Source organism: Nonomuraea sp. CA-141351, from assembly GCF_050944675.1.
Lineage (GTDB): Bacteria > Actinomycetota > Actinomycetes > Streptosporangiales > Streptosporangiaceae > Nonomuraea.
Window position 1 is genome coordinate 9,088,432 of the sequence record NZ_CP191982.1, and the last position, 16,810, is coordinate 9,105,241.

Genomic DNA, 16,810 nt, shown 5'->3' on the forward strand with positions numbered 1-16,810 from the left:
GATATTCATGTTTGCTCCCTGACGTTGGCCGCGGACAGGTGGAGGACGGTCTTGACCTGAAAAGGCGTCAGGTCCGGATGTTCGCTGCGGATCAACGCGCAGATCCCGGCTATCCGTGGAGTCGCGAAGCTGTTCCCGCTGCACAGCGTCCGCGCCCCGCCCTTCCAGGCGACGGGTACGTTGACCCCGCCCGCATAGAACTCCACCGGCGGATTGGGATTGTAGTAGTACCGCCATGGATCGGATTCCGCGTGGCTGCCCACCGAAATAACGGAAGAAAATCGCCACGGAAAACTTTCGACCTTCATGTTGTGCGCGGAGGCCACGATCAACGTGCGGTTGAAGTACGCGTCGTCGGTGAGCTCCCGCAGCGCCATACCGAAGTGGCGCTTGCTCGTGGAGAGGCTGAGGTTGACCACATCGAAGTCGTTGTCGATGACCCACCGCAAGGCGGTGATCAGGTTGTCACCGCTACCGGAATATCCGCCCAGCACTCGCACGCTGGTCAGTTCGCACTGAGGCGCGAACTGACGGATCACACTGGCGCAGGCCGTACCGTGACCGCTGGTGTCACCTCTGTCGTCGGCCACGACCCGTGAGCTTCCTGACGGTCCTGGTTCCACGCTGTAAGCGCCCGACAGCGGACCCACGAGCTCGTGTCCCGCCTCTACCCCGCTGTCCACGACGCAGACCCGTACACCGGCCCCCGTCGCGCCAGACAGTGCCCAGTCCCTGATCGGGAACGCCGGCCAGCCCGTGCTCAGCCTGACCTGCTCGGGCGGACCCTGCATGAACCAGCTCAGTCGCGGCGGCGAGCCGGCCGTGTCAGTGGTCATTCGCACCCCATATCCGCGAGGAGGGATTCGGTCAGCGCAAGGTCGGCCAAGTCCTCTTTCGCCGCGAAAGAATCCCGCGCCTGCCGTAAGAAGGAGAGTCCGTCATGCTCGTGTCCGGAACGCAGGAAGGCGTGTGCCGCGTCCAGCAGGACCATGCCGCGGCATTGCGGCGATTGCATCCCGGCGGTCAGCGCCAGAGCCTTTTCCAGCTCATCGGACATGCCGGCGCCGGACTCCGCACGGATACGAGCCCGCAACGACGCGCGGAGCGCGGTCTCCATAGGAAGCAGGTCTTCGGTGATGTCGCCGCACGAGTCGAGCAAGTCGAGTGCCTCGCTCGCCCTGCCCTGCCGGTACACGGCACGGGCGAGGTCGACGGTTGCCGTGTCCTGCATGAGGCCGTCTCCGATGTCTTCGAAGGCGGCTCGGGACGTGCGCAACGCGCGCTCCGCGGCGACGAGATCGCCGGCGAGCAGCTCCACTTTGCCGAGGAAGATGGGAATGGTCGCCCGAGCCGTGACGTGTCCCATTTCCTGGACAGTCCGCTCGGCGTCGTTGAGAGTTCTCCGCGCGTCATCGGGTCTGCCCCGCATGGCGCACAGCAGCGCACGAGGACACTCGATGGCGATCCGGGTGGCCTTCGACATGCCGGCGTACTGCTCGACCAGTTCGTCACACCTGCGCAGGGCGGCCCCGGCGGGTTCAGGACCCTGCCACAGGCAGGAGGCGAGGCCACCGAGGGTCGTCGCCACTTCCAGCCGGGTCGTGGCGTCATGGGCGTAGGTCAGTGCCTGCTCGAAGCGCCGCCTGGCCTCGTCGAAGTGGTGGTGTGTCTGGCTGGCCTGGCCAAGACGCAACCAGCACCGGGTGAGTCCCGCGTGATCATCGGCTTGCCGGAAGATCGGCAACGCCTCCTCGGCGACTGCCACCATATGGTCCATTCCCAGCTCGGCCACATGGAGGACGGCCCGTTGGAGCCGCCCGTGCGCAGCGAGTTCGGGCCTGCCGGCGCCGGCGGATCTTTCGAGCTCATCCAGCAACCGGTCGGCGGCTCCGGTCTCGCCCGAGGCGGCGAGCACGTCCACGAGGGTCACCATGGTGTCCACCCGGTCCGGCGCGACCGCCAATGCCCGCTCGAAGAACGATCTGGCCCGGCACACGTCACCGAGTGACAGGGCTGTGCGTCCCGCTCTGTCAAGATGCGCCCCGGCCTCCTGGGCCAGGCCCGCTGTGTTCGGCATCCTCAGCTCGGCGCAGTAACCGAGGGCACTCTCCAGGTGCCCGCCGACGTCGGCATCCGCTTGCGAACGGTCCCTCATCCAATGGGCGATTCGTATGTGCCGCTCCGCGCGAGTCTTCTTCGACAACGCCGAATACGTCACATCACGGACCTGGGAACTGCCGAACCGGTAACGGGTCTCGCCCTGGAGCTTCCCGTCGGGCTCAATGAACCGACGTCGTACGAGATGATTCATGTCGTTGTCGGTGACTTGGACTCCGGCCGACAACTCGGCGATGTGCGACGGTGTGAAGCCGTCGAAGAACGCGGCCCATCGCAACCATTCCAGCTGCTCCGGCGTCAGCAAGTCGAGCCGTGCCGCCAAAAGTGCCTGCAAGGATGCCGGAATCCCCTCCGCCAGTTCTTCGGTGCGCATGGTTATCAGCTGTTCGAGAAAGAAGGGATTGCCTTCGGCGGTCGCCACCAGTCGCTCCATGTCGTCGCTGGACATGTGCGCGGAAACCTCGCTCAGATTGGCGGCGAGCGTGTGCGCGTGCTCGTGACCGAGCGGCCGCAGAACGATGGAGGTGGTGCCGAGCTGCCCGCCACCCCATTGCGGGCGTGCGTCAAGCAGTTCGAACCTGGCCAGGCAGAGAAAGAACACGGCGACTCCGTGCAGGGACTCCGCCAGGGAGGTGATCAGATCCAGTGTGGTGGATGACGCCCACTGCAGGTCATCGAGCACCACCACGACACTGCGATCACCGGCAAGCGTCGAGAACGCCTCACGGATCGCCCAGAACGTGTCCTCGACGGCGAGCCCCGACGCGCCATCGCGCAGAACACCGGCAAGCGCCGTCGCCACCTGAGGCGTGTCGGCGAACGCCTCGGCCAGGTTTCCCGTTCCCACCGCTTTGAGCAGGTCGGTCAGAACACCGTCGAACGGGGTGAGCGTGCCGCCGCCGTACGGGGAGCATCCGCCGGAGACCGCCGGCGAACCCGAGGACCGGGAGACCATGATGAACTCCTGGGCCAGGCGCGACTTGCCCATGCCGGGATCGCCGAAGATCGTGCACACATGACAGGCGCGATCCTGTCGTACGCCTTCCAAGAGCAACGAGAGCTGCTTCAGCTCTCGTTCGCGGCCTGTCAATGGAACGTCGAATCTCCGTCGCACGGGCGGTTCATGGGCGCGTACCTCGCGCAGCTGCCAGGCCGGAAGGGGCTCTGCCACGCCCTTCACGTCGAGTGGCGGCACGGCTTCAGCGGTGACGGCGCCGGACACCATGCGATAAGTGGATTCGCCGAGGAGGATCTCGCCGGACGGCGCATGCTGTTCCAGTCTCGCCGCGATGTTGACGATCTCCCCGGAGACGAAGGTATGGTCGCCGGTCGCGGCGTCGACGGCCACGACCTCTCCGGTGTTCACCCCGATTCTGATCCCGATTCCACACCCGAGTTCGCGCATGAGCTCCGCGTTGAGATTCGTGATGGCCGCACGCATCTCCCATGCCGCGCGTACGGCCCGGATCGCATCGTCCTCGTGCACCGTGGGGACGCCGAACACGGCCATGACGGCGTCCCCGATGTACTTCTCGACCGTTCCCCCGTGGTGGATGAGGCAGGATCGCATCAGCTCGAAATATCGCAGGAGAACCGCCCGCAGTGATTCCGGGTCGAACCGCCGGCTCATCGCCGTGGACCCGCTCAGATCGCAGAACAGAACCGTTACGACCTTCCGCACCTCATGCCGGTCACGGTCCTGCGGCGCGCCACAGTCTGGACAGAAGCGAAAGCGCCCGATCTCGGCGCCACAAGAAATGCAGTTCATAACCGCCTCGGCGATAGCGGCTTTCCGTGTGGTGCACACGGAACGCGAGAGGACCTGTCCGGGTCATCCGGTGAACGGCCGGTGGCCATGTCGCCACCGGCCGCCCTCCTCCCGTCACCGATCTCCACACGATCGGCCCGCGAGGATCCCGCGCGCTGCGGGCGGTCTACCAGAACCCGTTGCCAGTCGCGTTGGAGTGGGCCATGACCTCCTGGCTGTCCGCGGAGGCGTCCATCCGTTCACGGATGGATCTGAGCACCGCCACTTCCGACTCGGTGAGGGTGGACAGCACCTCGAGAGCGACGCCGCCCTTGTGCCCCTCTTCGAGGTGACTCTCGGGCGTGTCCGGGAGCAGTCCCGCGTCTCTGAGGCTCTGGACGGCATCAAATTCGGACATGATTGTTCCTTTCCTTGTTCCCGGTCGTTGGACTATGAGGTGGAAGCGAGGAACACTGGCGGCGCCGCCGGCCTACCAGAAACCGCCGCCCGTGGTGTTGGAGTGGGCCAGGACCTCTTGGCCGGCCGCAGCGGCTTCCATCCGTTCACGGATGGATCTGAGCACCGCCACTTCCGACTCGGTGAGGGTGGACAGCACGTCAAGCGCGACGCCGCCCTTGTGTCCCTCTTCGAGATGACTCTCGGGCGTGTCCGGGAGCAGTCCCGCGTCTTTGAGACTACGGACAGGATCGAATTCGGACATGATTGTTCCTTTCCATGTGTCGGGCCGGGCGGGCGAAGAGTCGCCTGGTACCTTCTTTGCGTTCAGCGCGGCCGCGGCCGTCGCGATCTCACCAGAACAGCCCGCCGTCCTGGGGGCTGTGCACGTCGTCGATGCCGATGGCCTCGTCCATACGGGCCTTGATCTCTTTGAGTACTTCGAACTCCTTCTCCGACATGCCGGCGAGGGCTTCCAGCTCGGCCGGTGTCGCACCGGGCGCCAGCCCTTCATCTTGAAGGCGTGTCATTCCTATCCCGGCCATGGGCCGCACCTCCTGATATCAACGGTGTGCTGACGGTCCGGTGCCGTCACCGAATGGTGTTCATCGACAGAGCTGACGCGGTGCCGGTCGGAGTCACCAGAACGACGCGCCCATCAAATGGGCCTCCACGTCCCCTGCGGCCTCGTCGATTCGCCGCTGCACCGCCTTGAGGACCGCGATTTCCTCCTCCGACAGCGACTCGAGTACGGCACGCCCTTCAGCCGTCAGGAATATCGAATCCAGCGGTAGCTCTCGGTCGCTCATCTCAGTTCCTTCCGGTTAAGGGCGCATATGTGAGGCTCAGAAGAAAACAGAGGGTGTCCGGCCCGGACGAGGAATATCCAGGTGCGGCGGGTATGCGGGAGAAGCCGCATGCGCGACAAGGTCTGGCTCCGCGATGATGGGGTTCGGACGACCAGGAGCGGCCCGGCGGCCCGGCACCATGGTCACCGTTCCGAGCAGTGCCAGAGACCCACCGGCGACGGCCAGCACCCAGCCCACCCCGAGGCTGGCCGCGACCGACGCCCCGATCGGCGGCGCGATCAGCATCATGGCGGTGGGCAGGACCTCGGCGGTGCCGGAGACACGTCCCAGCAGGTTCTCCGGTGTCTCGTTCTGCAGTGTCAGGCTGAACGACATGAGGATCCCCGCGGCGGCGACCCCGGTGACGATCATCGTCAGCAGCAGCACAGGGGCGGCGACGTTCGCCCGCGTCAACGCGACGAGTCCGATGAACGCGACCAGTGCGCCTGCCACCACCTGGGAAGAGCTCATGAGTACCGGCGCGGGAACCCTCTCACCCCACTGGCCGATGATGATCGTTCCGGCGACCGCGCCGAACCCGATTCCGGCGATCGCGAAACCGAGCATCGAACTGTCCACTCCCAGCGCGGTCACGGTGAGCGGAGACAACGTGTCGAAGGTGAACACCAGAAAGATCGTCGCGGTCATTCCCACGAGGGCGACGCGGAGGCGGTGACTGCCCAGGAGGAAACCCAGTCCTTCGCGGAGCTCGGCCCAGAACTGTCGCCGCTCCGGGGCGGGATGACCACCGGCCTGCTCCGGAAGGCGGAGGCCGGCCAGGATGATCGCCGAGAGGACGAAGGTCGCCGCGTCCGCGGCGAACGCCCAGTACGGGCCTACCGCGGCGACGAGCAGGCCGCCGATCGCGGGTCCGACGACTTTGGTGGCTTGACCGGCGAGGGTCGTCAGGGATATCGCCGCGTGCAGCTCGTCCGGGGGGCTGGAAAGCCTGATCGCCTTCCGCTCTGCCGGCTCGAAAAGCGTGCTCAGTACGCTCTTGCACATGACCAGCAGTAAGAGAACCGGGAGATTGGGAGCGACCAGGTAGCCCAGCACAAGAGCCGCACGCACCAGATCGGCCTTGATCATCAGACCACGTGGGGGCAGCCTGTCCGCCCACACCCCCATGAACGGTGCCACCGCTATCGCCGGTATCGCCATCGCCATCGTCAGCCCGGCGAGCGCGAACGCCCCTGACCGCCACACGTACGCGACGAGTGTGAGCAGGGCGATCATGTCGAGCCAGTCACCCAGCCCGGACACGATCTGGCCGGCGAAGATCCGCCGATACTGCGGCAGGCGCAGCGGCGTGAAGATCCGCGGGCTAGCCATGGACCGCTCCTGCCGCCACAGGCCGGGAGACGAGATCCTCGAACACCGTGACCATGCACTGCACGGTGTGCAACGCGCTCACTCCCATGGCCACGGTGTGGGCCGTGGTCAGCGGCAGGGCGTCGATCGTGGCCATGAGTTCGTCGCGGTGCCGGACATCGAGGGCGGCGTGTCTGCTCAAGGTGCGCAGTGCGGTGCGCGGGAAGCGGGTGCGCTCAACGATGTGGTCCACCAGGCCCGGGTGTGGCGGATACCCTTCGAGGACCGCGATGTGCCCCAGCAGGCACACCGGATGGTGGTGGCGGACCCAGTAGTACTGGGTGCCGACCAGGACCGCGCTCGATGGCCTGGGCATCGCTCTCAGCAGGTCGTCCGGATCACACCCGAGCGCGGCCAGGTCCTGGCGCAGCCATTCGTCGTGCCCCCGCTCCTCTTTGATGTGTTTGGCGAGATACGCGCCCACTCCGGCTGCCACCGGGTCTCCGTCGGCCAGTTGACGGGCTTGTCGGACCGCGGTCTCCATCAGGGGCACCGTCGCCCTGATCAGGGTGTGCATCAGGACGAGGTACTCCGGATAAAGGGTGGCCAGGTCCGGCGACGACCACAACCGCCTTGTCACGCCGTGGAACGCCGGCAGCGCCAGTTCGATCTTCGCTCGCAGGCGAGCACTGTTGGAGATCATCCGAGGGCTCCCGTCCGCAGATTCGCCACGGAATGAATGAGCGGATCGTCGGCCCTGTCGCCGAGCCGGTCCACCATTTCCCAGCACAGATCGCAGATGGACTTGAACCGGCGATCGGCCAGGTCGTGCAGGCGCGGGTCCAGCGTCAGCACGCCAGGACCGACATCTCCGACCGCACGCAGCAATGCGTGCCGGTCGAACTCGGCGAACGCGGTGATGAGCTCATCCGCGTCGTCGCACTGCCGGCGTAACGCCGATGGCCCACGTCCCAGGATGACGGCTTCGTTGCAGCAAGCGGATGTGCTGCCGTCATATCGGATGACCGGCGAGCGAACGAGATGACAGGCTCCGAAGCGCCGGCCAGGTGTCGTGGCGATCGGCTGGAACAGGTCCGCCGCGCGGCCATAGGGCAACAGCGGCACCCGGAGGATCTCCGCATGGTCTGCCCATTCCTTGCCCAGGGCGCGTTCCAGTAGCCCGGTCGCCAGGGCCCCGGCCTTCTCGTCGTCGACCACCTGGGTCACGATCCACACGTCCTGGCCCGCGATCGCCCTGGCCGCCTGGATGAAGCGCTGGTCCGGCAGAGCTGCGGCGTGGAAGACGTCGGTGCTGAGGATCAGGCAGCCGCACCTTCGGATCACCTTTTTGATCCACTCTGGAGGATCGGCCGAGGTTGCCCACACGCCGCTCGTGACGATCGACACGTCCTTTCCCGCATCACGCAGCCGCTCCGTCGCGTGGCTCAGTCCACGACGTTCGATGAACGGCTCACCGCCCGAAATGCCGATCAGCCCGTACGAGGAGGCGCAGAGCCCCTCCACCACTTGCTCGAAGAGCCGGAAGTCCCGGATTCTGGGGCTGTCCGGGCGCGAGTCGACCGAGCAGTGCGCGCATCCGACAGGGCATCGGTCGGTGAGGAAGAGCAGCGCCGTCTTACCGCGGCTGTGCCGGGCCTCGTCGATCTCCGCGTAGGTCAGACGGCGCATGGCTGCTCCTGAGGCCGGTAGCCGAGGGTGACCATGTCCGCGTAACGCGCCGAACCGTAGCGGCGCGCGTATCCGACCGGTCCGCCGCTGGAGAGGATCTGCTGGACGCCGAGCTCCATGGCCGCGAAGCCGGGACGTTCCACCAGATCGACCGCTTTCCGCTGCGGATCCTCGGCGGACAGCGCATAGCAGGCCGCGCACTGTTCAGCGGGAGGCGACAGCCCCGCGTCCTGCGCGATCATTCTGGGACCGATCGTCCGTACGGCTCGCAGTGTCGCCGATGCACGGCTACGCGACCGGATCGTCTGCCAGGTGTCCGTGGCGCTGTGGCCGAGCTTCAGGTGCGCCGGCGCGTTCCGCCCCTGGTCGACGACGGCCTGGTTACAGCACGCGATCACGGTGCCGTCGAAGGTGACGATCGGCCAGGCCGCCACACCGCATGGGTCCGCCGTGGCCGACAGCGGCAGGTGGGTGAGCGTACGCCGATCGGGCATCCACTCGGCGGCCCTGCCCGACGCCCCGACCAGCCCGACCAGCATCGGGACCCGATCTTCCAGGACGTCCCGCGCCTCGGCGGTGGCCTCGGCCAGGTAGGGATCGTCGTCGCTCATCCCCACGAGTTGAAGGCTCACATCCTTGCCGGCGTCGACCAGCCGGCGAAGAATCTTGAGCACCGCCGACCGCGGCACCTCCTCCTCGTGGAAGACATCGAGGCTCGCCGCGAAATGATCGACCTCGTCGATCGCCTCCTGGATGAGCCGGGGGATCTTCCCGGTTCTGGCGAAGAACATGCCGGACGCGACGTAGGACCGAGTCCCGACGGAACTCGCCCGGCGGGCGATGTCGCGTACCAGCCTCGGCCTGAGCAGGGCCTCTCCACCACTCATGAGGACGATCTCCGGGTGATCCTCGGCCGTGAACGTGTCGACGAAGCCGAGGAAGAGCCCGGCATCGTGTTCCTCGCTACTGATGAGGGAGTTCGTCGAACAGTGCCGGCAGGTCAGTGGACAGCGCCGGGTGAGCCCCAGATAAACCGCCGATCCCGGCACCGGCCGAAATCGCAGCATCTCCATCAAATGCATGCGTGCCGTCCTTTCGAGGCGCACGTTCATAATCCATCGGGAGAGTTGTGATCGGATTTAACCCGGGTTTAGGCTGTCGACGATCTCGAGCGCCCCGCGCGCGACGCTCAACCCGGGGTTTTTGCCGAGTGCGCTGGAGAGGTAGGCACGGGCCTGGCCGAACCTGCCGTGGGCCATACGATGGACCCCTACGTTGAAAAGACGTAGTTCTTCGGAATGTCGTGCCTCCGGCCACGGCCCGTCGGTGAACACACCGATATTGGGATGGCCGCCGGCCCGCCGGGCCACGTAGTGCGCGAGCTCGCGGGGCGGGAAGGGTTCGCAGTAGACGACCGGTTCCCGAAGAAGCTCGTCCGGGGTGAAGCGCCTGCCGCCTGTCCTGCCAAGGGGCCCCGAGGACAGGTACACATGTGCGGTATCGAGCGTCTCTCGCGCCAACGGGGTGTTCGGATACACCCGAAGGCCGCATGAATAGGCGATCCGAACTCCGCGGTCGGCGTATTCCAGCATCCACCGGATGTTCGCGTCGATACTCGCCGCGGTCTCACCCCGGCGCCCGAGCAGCAGACACACCTCGGGACGCACCGCGGATCCACGGGAGAGCAGGCGGTTCAGCACATCATGCACGTGATGTGCTCGGAAGTTCTTCTGATGTGCGCGCAACCCGTCCTCGCAGAAGCTGTCCACCGCGAAACTGGGCGCGTCGCAACCGGCGGTCGCCAGCGCATCCATCAACTCGTCCGAGAAGGGCGTGACGTTGAAGTAACCGCGCCAACCGATCTGCCCTGCCAAACCGCTGTCCCGAATGCCGGCGCACACCCGTAGGAGGTGGTCTTCATAGGGGAGGTTGAGCTCGGCGTCCGCGATATGGAAGCTTCTCAAGCCATGTTCCTCGACATGATGCCGGATCTCGGCGACCACGTTGCCGACGGCCCTGTGCTCGGTTCTCCGCTGGTTCACGGGATCAGTGCAGTAAGAACATCGGAGCGGACAGCCGCTTTTCGTCCGCACGGCCACCGGTATATTTCGCAGGCGGTAGAGCAGCTGATATTCCGGCGCGATCCGCATGGGCTCGCGAGCTTCCGCCCGGAATGAAAGCCTGGCGGCCGTGCGATGGAACCCGCCGTCGTCCCGGATCACCGCATTGGGCAGGCCTCGAATGATCTCGGCCGCGGCCTTCCCATATGGTGGCCGCGCTTCCCGCAGCGCGCCGACGAGCTCGGCGAATGTACTCTCGGCCGGTCCGACGAACCCGTAGTCGAGATCGAGGTATCTCAGGAACTCCGCAGGGCAGGCCGTGAAGCCTGAGCCGCCGACGACGCAGAGAGCGTCAGCACGCCACTCCTTGATGACATCGGTCAAGCCGCGGATCGCCGGAGCGTAGGCGACGACGTCGATCGGTGATCCATCAGGCGGAGGATCGCCCGGGAGCGCGACTATGGCATTGTCTATGTTGCGGACGGAGATCCCGACCACGTCCGGCTGAAAATGCGCCAGTACGGCCCTGAGGTGGGCTTCCGGCTCGATGGCCTCGATGAATGGGTTGGTGATGAGCACTTCTGTCGGGCCGCACCGTGCCTGGAGGGTCGCGCTGACGGTGTCCAGCCCGTACGGGCTCACCGGGACGGACAGGTTTGGATTGGCGTAGAGCAGCAGGATTCTCACGCTATTCACCCACCGCTCCTTCAAGGCATGAGATGAACGGAGAGACAAGAACCAGCTCTTCCTCGGCCGTGTGATCGTGGCCGCCGCTGCGGAGCACTCCGAACTGCGCGCCGACCGCGATCGAACGACTGTCCGCGTATTCCTGGCGGACCCGGCGGAGGACGTGGTCGCGGAGCAATCCGAACGTGTGGTGGCCGGACCATTCCCGACGCTGCGCCGCGGCGTGCGCAAGTAGTTCGTCGGCTATCTCATGGATCGCCTTCTCGGCACGTCTTTGTGGGAACCACACGAACTGCCGCCATGACCGCCCGCTGATCGGGGCGGTAACCCGCCAGGGCGTCTCCCCGCCGTCGGCCTCCACCGTGCGGTGCACCAGGACGTAGTCGCGCTGAACCGGCTCCGGCGCGAACAAGCGCCAGTCCGGAACCAGACCACCGGGGACGAGGGCTCGCAGCCGGTCGCGCCTTCGCCGGGGATGCTGGCTGAACAGGGTGACGACGAACCAGGCCGCGAGCGCGCCGGACATCAGGACCTTACCGCGGTCGTTCGACAACGTCATCGGCTCGCCGTCCCTCCTGGTTCTGGACATCCGCATCCCCCCGACGGCCGGGCGTCCCATCCCGTGTCCGGACGATCGCTCCGACGGCCGTCGCACCGGCCGTCCCGATCAGCGCCAGGTAGGGCATCACATCGCTACGACCGTCTCTTGGCCTGCGGGTCGCATAGATCACGGCGGGATGCATGGCGATGAAAGCCCATCCGAAGCGCCCCAACCCCATGACGCCGCCGTTGAAGAGATGGAAGACGATCGCCGGCCAGACGAAGAGCGGGGCAAGCCGCCCGCGCGCGATGAAGACGAGCGGGAATGCGCATTCGAGAGCCAGGACACCGGCGCTGAGCGCCCTCGACACCTCCGGATGCCCGTGGAGGATGCGCCACATGGTCTTGTTGCCGAAGAGCCGCGTACTCATGATCCTGGTGAGCGCCGTTCCGTCGCGCCATGCGGGATTGCTCAGCTTCGCGTACCCGGAGGCCGTGTAGGAGAGCACGGACTGAAGGGCGATGAACCACAGACACGCGTCGGTGGTCGCGGGTCCGCCGGTCCTCGCCAGCGCGGTGGCGGTATGGACGACAACCGCTGCCTGATCTGCCGCATCTCCGCCATAGCGGTGGCGGGGCCGCAGCATCATCGTCGTACTCGCCAGCACCAGGTTCGCACCGAGTCGTGCCCGGTTGGAGGAGATGGGAAGCAGCAGTAGAGCCGCCGAAACCACCCGCGTGGCATGGATGGCGGTGGTCACCCGTCGGCCCCCGATGACATCCAGTGCCAGCCGTACCGGCCGGGGACGACTGCGATAGGCGTGCCGCATCACCTGCCAGTTGTTCAACCCGCCGAATTCGCGATCTCGCCTTCTCGCCAGGTACTCGACGCTTGACGTGAGCCCATGAAAAGCGCTGAGACGCTCGACCGCGGACAGGGCGGTGCCTCGGCTGAGTCGTGGTGAGACCAGGATCTCCCGCATACGGAACACGTCGGCCTCCGGTATTTGTGCGGCTGCGCGGCACTCGTAGCTCGTTTCCGCAGCCAAGTGCCACCGAGTATGAAAACGATTTGAAAGCGATCTATGGCGAGCTGCTGCCGTACGGCTCCGGAGGGTCGATGCGATCGAGCAGCCGGGCGATGAGGTTCAGCGACTCCCTGATTTGCCGAAGCACGAACTTGTCCGGGTCCACGACCCCGTTCGATGGCGGGGCGTGGCAGGCGAGCGCGTCATCGAGAAGTATGCTCTGGTGAAGATGTTGCAGGTCCGCTCCTGGTTCGACGCCCAGCTCCTCGACAAGCGTGCGGCGTACGGTGCGATAGACCTCCAGCGCCTCCGCCCGGCGCCCGGACCGGTACAGGGCGCCCATCAACTGACCCTGAAGGTTCTCGCGTAACGGATATTCAGTGGCCAGGGCCCGGAGTTCACCGACGATATCCGTGTGCCTTCCCAAGGTGAGCTCGGTTGCGATCCTCTTCTCCAGGACGTCCAACCGGTGTTCTTCCAGGCGGACCGCTTTGGCGCGGAGGTGTTCGATGTCGAGGAGGCCGGCCAGGGCGGGACCACGCCACAGGTCGAGGGCACCGTGCAGGAGGTCCGCGCCCTCGGCAAGGGAGTCATGGGTGAGCGCTCGCGTGCCGGCGGCCGCTCTGTCTTCGAAGAGGTGGATGTCCAGCTCTCCCGGCCTGACGGTCAGCGCGTATCCGGGCGCCCGCCAGGTGATCCGTTTCTCGCTGCCCAGGATTCGACGCAAGTGGTAGATGTACACCCGGAGGTTCTTCTCCGCGCTGGGAGGCGGCACGGCACCCCATAACGCATCGATCAGGCGCTCGCTGGTGACCGGCTCGTTGGGGCTGCAGACCAGCATGCCGAGCAGGATCCGCTGTTTTCGTCCCCCTAGCTGCAATCGCACCCCATTGGACCCCACCTGAAGTGGGCCGAGTGCGGCGAACTCAAGCGTGCGCAACCGTATACACCCCCATACCGGTGGGCCGGGTGTCTCAGCGGCGGTCGAAGGCTGTCGCCGGTCACCCTGTGGATGCCGGAAGCCACGGGGTGACCGGCAGGCAGGTTGACGGTGTCGACCAGACGCATGCCGTCACACTGGCACAGCTCATTTGCGTCACGTTCGCAGCGACAAAGCGGACATGCAAACGATCTGAAATCCGGGTGTGGCAGCCTCGGATGTGACGCTCTCGTCGCACATGCTAGGGGGTTTCATGATGCTCAGACGGTTCATCGTGGGCTTCATGCTGGCCACCGTCGTCGTTCTGGGTAGCGCGTCGGCCGCCCAAGCGGTAGGCGGGCGGGTGGTCTGCAGCAACTCTGAATGGGGATGGGGATCCAACCCCCCGGAGCCGGGGCTGTGCCCTGGGTAACTAGAAGTGTCCCGGTACAGACGGATATGTGAAGTAGATTGGATGGATCTACAGCACATCCGTCGGAGGAAGCATGCCGGACGGGGTGGAGGGGCCATCCGTTGACTTCCGCATACTCGGGCCGCTGGAGGCACGGGTCGACGGGGTTCAGCTCGACCTTCCAGGCCGGAACGTCCGGTGGCTGCTGGGCGCTCTGCTCCTCGACGCGCCCCGCACCGTTCCCGAGGACACCCTCATCAGCAGAGTGTGGGGGCCCTCCGGGGGCAGCACCGCCGCTCTCCGCACTGCCGCCTCCCGGCTGCGCCGCTGGCTGCCCGCCGGTATCACCCTGTCCTTCACCGGAGGTGGCTACAGCCTGACAGCGCCAGAGGAGAGCATCGACGCCACCCGCTTCCTCCGTCTCATGACGGCCGCGACTCGGGAGCCCGATCCGCTCGCCTCGCTGGGCGAGGCGCTGGCGCTGTGGCGGGGCAGTGTGCTGGCCGACACCAGCGAATGGCTCAGGAATGATCCGGTCTCGTACCACCTGGCCAAGCGGCGGCTCGCATGCGCCTGCCATCTGGCGGACCATGCGCTGGCCGCAGGACGGGCAGCGGAGGCGGTCAGCGTGGTGGAGCGGATAGCCGAGCAATTTCCCTATGACGAATCGGTCCAGGCAAGGGTGCTGGCGCTGCTCGGAGCCAGTGGGCGAATAGCGGCAGCACTGCACAGATATGAACAGATCAAGCGTCGCTTCGCCTTGGACCTGGGCATCGATCCGTCCCCACTGCTTACGCAGGCCCACTCCGACCTTCTCCAGGCAGGGGACGCTCAGGTCACGGCCCATGCGCACATCACGTTGCCGTTACCGAACCTGCTGCCCGCCGACATTCCCGATTTCACCGGCCGGGCCGAGGAAACGGCGACGCTGACCACGGTGCTCAGCGTCACCCGAGGAACCGCACCGCCCTTGGCCGTCGTGTCGGGACCAGGTGGGGTCGGCAAGACCACACTGGCCGTGCACGTCGCTCACCTCGTCCGCGAGAAATACCCGCACGGCCAGCTCTACATCGACCTGCGCGGCGACCAGCCGGAACCCACCCAGCCCAGCGAGGTGCTGGGACGTTTCCTGCGGGCGCTGGGAGCCAGTGCCGCGGACATCCCACCTGGGCTCGACGAACGGGCGGAAGTGTTCCGAGGGCTCCTCTCCAATCGCCGCCTCCTGCTGGTGCTGGACAACGCGGCATCCCCGGCCCAGCTCAGGCCGATACTCCCCGGCGTGGCGTCCTGCGGAGTGCTCGTGACGAGCAGGAGGCGCCTCGGCTCGCTGGCCACCGGGTGCCGGATCGACCTCGGCAGTCTTGCGCCCCACCACGCGCTCAGCCTGCTCGCGCGCATCGTGGGCGCGCACAAGGTGGACTCGGACCGGCAGTCCGCGCTGCGCCTGGCCGAGCTCGTCGGCTTCCTTCCGCTGGCGATCCGCATCGCCGGCGCCAAGCTGGCGGCCAAGAGCCACTGGGATCTGCGCCACATGGTCTCCCGGCTGACGGACGAGCGGCGGCGGCTGGACGAGCTGGCCTTCGAACAGCTCGACGTACGCACCGGCTTCGCACTTTCCTACGGCGGGTTGCCACCGGTCGAGCAGCGCGCCTTCCACCTGCTCAGCCTCCTCGACGCACCCGACTTCGCCACGTGGGTGACCGCGGCGGTGCTGGACACCAGTCAGCGCCAGGCAGAGGACATGACCGAGCACCTTGTCGACGCCAGGCTGCTCGGCGCCGCCGGCGGCCGTTACCGCTTTCACGACCTGGTCAGGTTGTTCGCCCGAGAACGCAGCGAAGCGCCCGAAGAGCGCTCGGCCGGCCCGGACGCGATCACACGTGCGCTCGGCGGCTGGTTGTTCCTGGCGCAGCACGTCTACCGCATCGTCTACGGCGGCGACTACCAGACCGTGTTGGGCACATCCCAGCGGACGCCTCTCGACGCGAACGTCGTGCGGGCTGTCGCGAAGGCCCCCTTGGACTGGGTGGAAACCGAGCGTCAGGCCCTGGTGGCCGCCACCCGCCAGGCCCTGCGCCTCGGCCAGGACGAGCTGGCCTGGGAACTCGCCTGCACATGCGCGCCCACCCTGACGATCAAAGGCTATATCGAGGAAGCGTCGGAGATGCTCACCGCCGCTCAGGCGGTCGGCGACCCACGCGGAAGAGCCGCCGTGTCCTTCCGCCTGGCGCTGCTCCGTGTGGATCAGGAGCGGCACGGCGAGGCCGAGGCGTACTTCGCGGCGGCCTTGCGGGATTTCGTCGCGTTGGGCGACAGGCATGGATATGCGCTCACCCTCAGCTACCAGGCCGCGCTCGACCTCTACCTGGGCCGCCCCGACGGCGCGTTGCGGAAGCAACACGAGGCGCTGCAGGTGCTGCGGGAAGTGGGTGACCAGGGCGGTGAAGCCTACTGTCTGCGCAACATCGGCCAGATCCTCATGGAGAACGGTGACCACGACACCGCCCACGCCTACCTCCGCCGGGCCTTGAGCGTCGCCGACGACAGCGGCTCGCCCCGGAATCGTGCCCAGGTTCTGTACTGGACCGGTTCCCTTCATTTACGCCGCCACGAACCCACTGCTGCCGAAGCCGACTTCGAACAGGTGCTGGCCATGACAAGGCAGCTCGGCGATGTCGCAGGGGAGGCCATGGCGCTGCTCGGCCTGGGCACCGCGCGGAACCGCTCGAAGGCTTCCAGCCCTCACAGCACCATCCAGCCTCTGGAACAGGCGCTGAGCATGGGCCGGCGCATCCCGTCGCGGCGTATCGAGATCCGCGTGCTCCATGCCCTCGGCCAGGCGTACCTCCTCCACTCGCAACCGGTCCAGGCTGCGCAAGCGCTCACTCAAGCCGCCTCCATGGCCAGAGAACTCGGCCTCCACGACCAGGCCGCCACGATCCTGCAGACGCTCGCGAGCACCTAGTCGGTCATTCGCTCGGCAGGGGACCGTCAC

General features: G+C 66.5%; 15 protein-coding genes. 1 reads left to right on the plus strand and 14 read right to left on the minus strand.

Annotated elements, in window-relative coordinates:
• Positions 1 to 5 precede the first annotated feature (5 nt).
• The 14 genes from ACQPWU_RS42780 to ACQPWU_RS42845 all read right to left on the minus strand — a co-directional run bounded on the left by ACQPWU_RS42780 (position 6) and on the right by ACQPWU_RS42845 (position 13,385).
• On the minus strand, positions 6 to 836 hold the full coding sequence (locus ACQPWU_RS42780) for a S8 family peptidase (RefSeq protein WP_360690588.1): 831 nt from the start codon (positions 834 to 836) through the stop codon (positions 6 to 8).
• Complete coding sequence (locus ACQPWU_RS42785) at positions 833 to 3,925, minus strand: adenylate/guanylate cyclase domain-containing protein (RefSeq protein WP_433431379.1); 3,093 nt, start codon at positions 3,923 to 3,925, stop codon at positions 833 to 835. Before ACQPWU_RS42785 ends, ACQPWU_RS42780 begins: the two co-directional genes overlap by 4 nt.
• A gap of 127 nt (positions 3,926 to 4,052) precedes the next feature.
• A complete protein-coding gene (locus tag ACQPWU_RS42790) occupies positions 4,053 to 4,283 on the minus strand; it encodes an aroma-sacti cluster domain-containing protein (RefSeq protein ID WP_433431380.1) in 231 nt (76 codons plus the stop codon).
• Positions 4,284 to 4,355: 72 nt separating this feature from the next.
• Complete coding sequence (locus ACQPWU_RS42795) at positions 4,356 to 4,586, minus strand: aroma-sacti cluster domain-containing protein (protein WP_433431381.1); 231 nt, start codon at positions 4,584 to 4,586, stop codon at positions 4,356 to 4,358.
• Between the two features lie 88 nt (positions 4,587 to 4,674).
• Positions 4,675 to 4,866: an aroma-sacti cluster domain-containing protein gene (locus tag ACQPWU_RS42800; RefSeq protein WP_433431382.1), complete on the minus strand. Its 192-nt coding sequence runs from the start codon at positions 4,864 to 4,866 to the stop codon at positions 4,675 to 4,677.
• Positions 4,867 to 4,959: 93 nt separating this feature from the next.
• A complete protein-coding gene (locus ACQPWU_RS42805; protein ID WP_433431383.1) occupies positions 4,960 to 5,130 on the minus strand; it encodes an aroma-sacti cluster domain-containing protein in 171 nt (56 codons plus the stop codon).
• A gap of 36 nt (positions 5,131 to 5,166) precedes the next feature.
• Positions 5,167 to 6,501 (minus strand): MFS transporter, encoded by a 1,335-nt coding sequence (locus ACQPWU_RS42810; protein ID WP_433431384.1) that lies wholly within the window; start codon positions 6,499 to 6,501, stop codon positions 5,167 to 5,169.
• A complete protein-coding gene (locus ACQPWU_RS42815) occupies positions 6,494 to 7,183 on the minus strand; it encodes an iron-containing redox enzyme family protein (protein WP_433431385.1) in 690 nt (229 codons plus the stop codon). The genes ACQPWU_RS42810 and ACQPWU_RS42815 overlap by 8 nt, the downstream gene beginning before the upstream one ends.
• Positions 7,180 to 8,169, minus strand: a complete 990-nt coding sequence (locus ACQPWU_RS42820) for a radical SAM protein (RefSeq protein ID WP_433431386.1) — start codon at positions 8,167 to 8,169, stop codon at positions 7,180 to 7,182. The genes ACQPWU_RS42815 and ACQPWU_RS42820 overlap by 4 nt, the downstream gene beginning before the upstream one ends.
• On the minus strand, positions 8,157 to 9,251 hold the full coding sequence (locus ACQPWU_RS42825) for a radical SAM protein (protein WP_433431387.1): 1,095 nt from the start codon (positions 9,249 to 9,251) through the stop codon (positions 8,157 to 8,159). The genes ACQPWU_RS42820 and ACQPWU_RS42825 overlap by 13 nt, the downstream gene beginning before the upstream one ends.
• Before the next feature lie 57 nt (positions 9,252 to 9,308).
• Positions 9,309 to 10,916: a B12-binding domain-containing radical SAM protein gene (locus ACQPWU_RS42830; protein WP_433431388.1), complete on the minus strand. Its 1,608-nt coding sequence runs from the start codon at positions 10,914 to 10,916 to the stop codon at positions 9,309 to 9,311.
• Between the two features lies 1 nt (position 10,917).
• Positions 10,918 to 11,442 carry a hypothetical protein gene (locus ACQPWU_RS42835; RefSeq protein ID WP_433431389.1) on the minus strand — a complete coding sequence of 175 codons (525 nt, stop codon included), beginning with the start codon at positions 11,440 to 11,442 and terminating at the stop codon, positions 10,918 to 10,920.
• A 7-nt stretch (positions 11,443 to 11,449) separates the two neighbouring features.
• The gene (locus ACQPWU_RS42840; RefSeq protein ID WP_433431390.1) at positions 11,450 to 12,439 is read right to left on the minus strand and encodes a hypothetical protein; all 990 of its coding nucleotides are present in this window, start codon (positions 12,437 to 12,439) and stop codon (positions 11,450 to 11,452) included.
• Between the two features lie 100 nt (positions 12,440 to 12,539).
• Positions 12,540 to 13,385: an AfsR/SARP family transcriptional regulator gene (locus tag ACQPWU_RS42845; protein WP_433445426.1), complete on the minus strand. Its 846-nt coding sequence runs from the start codon at positions 13,383 to 13,385 to the stop codon at positions 12,540 to 12,542.
• A gap of 524 nt (positions 13,386 to 13,909) precedes the next feature.
• On the opposite strand from ACQPWU_RS42845, the gene ACQPWU_RS42850 reads away from it, so the two are divergent.
• Positions 13,910 to 16,780 carry a BTAD domain-containing putative transcriptional regulator gene (locus tag ACQPWU_RS42850; RefSeq protein WP_433431391.1) on the plus strand — a complete coding sequence of 957 codons (2,871 nt, stop codon included), beginning with the start codon at positions 13,910 to 13,912 and terminating at the stop codon, positions 16,778 to 16,780.
• Positions 16,781 to 16,810 lie beyond the last annotated feature (30 nt).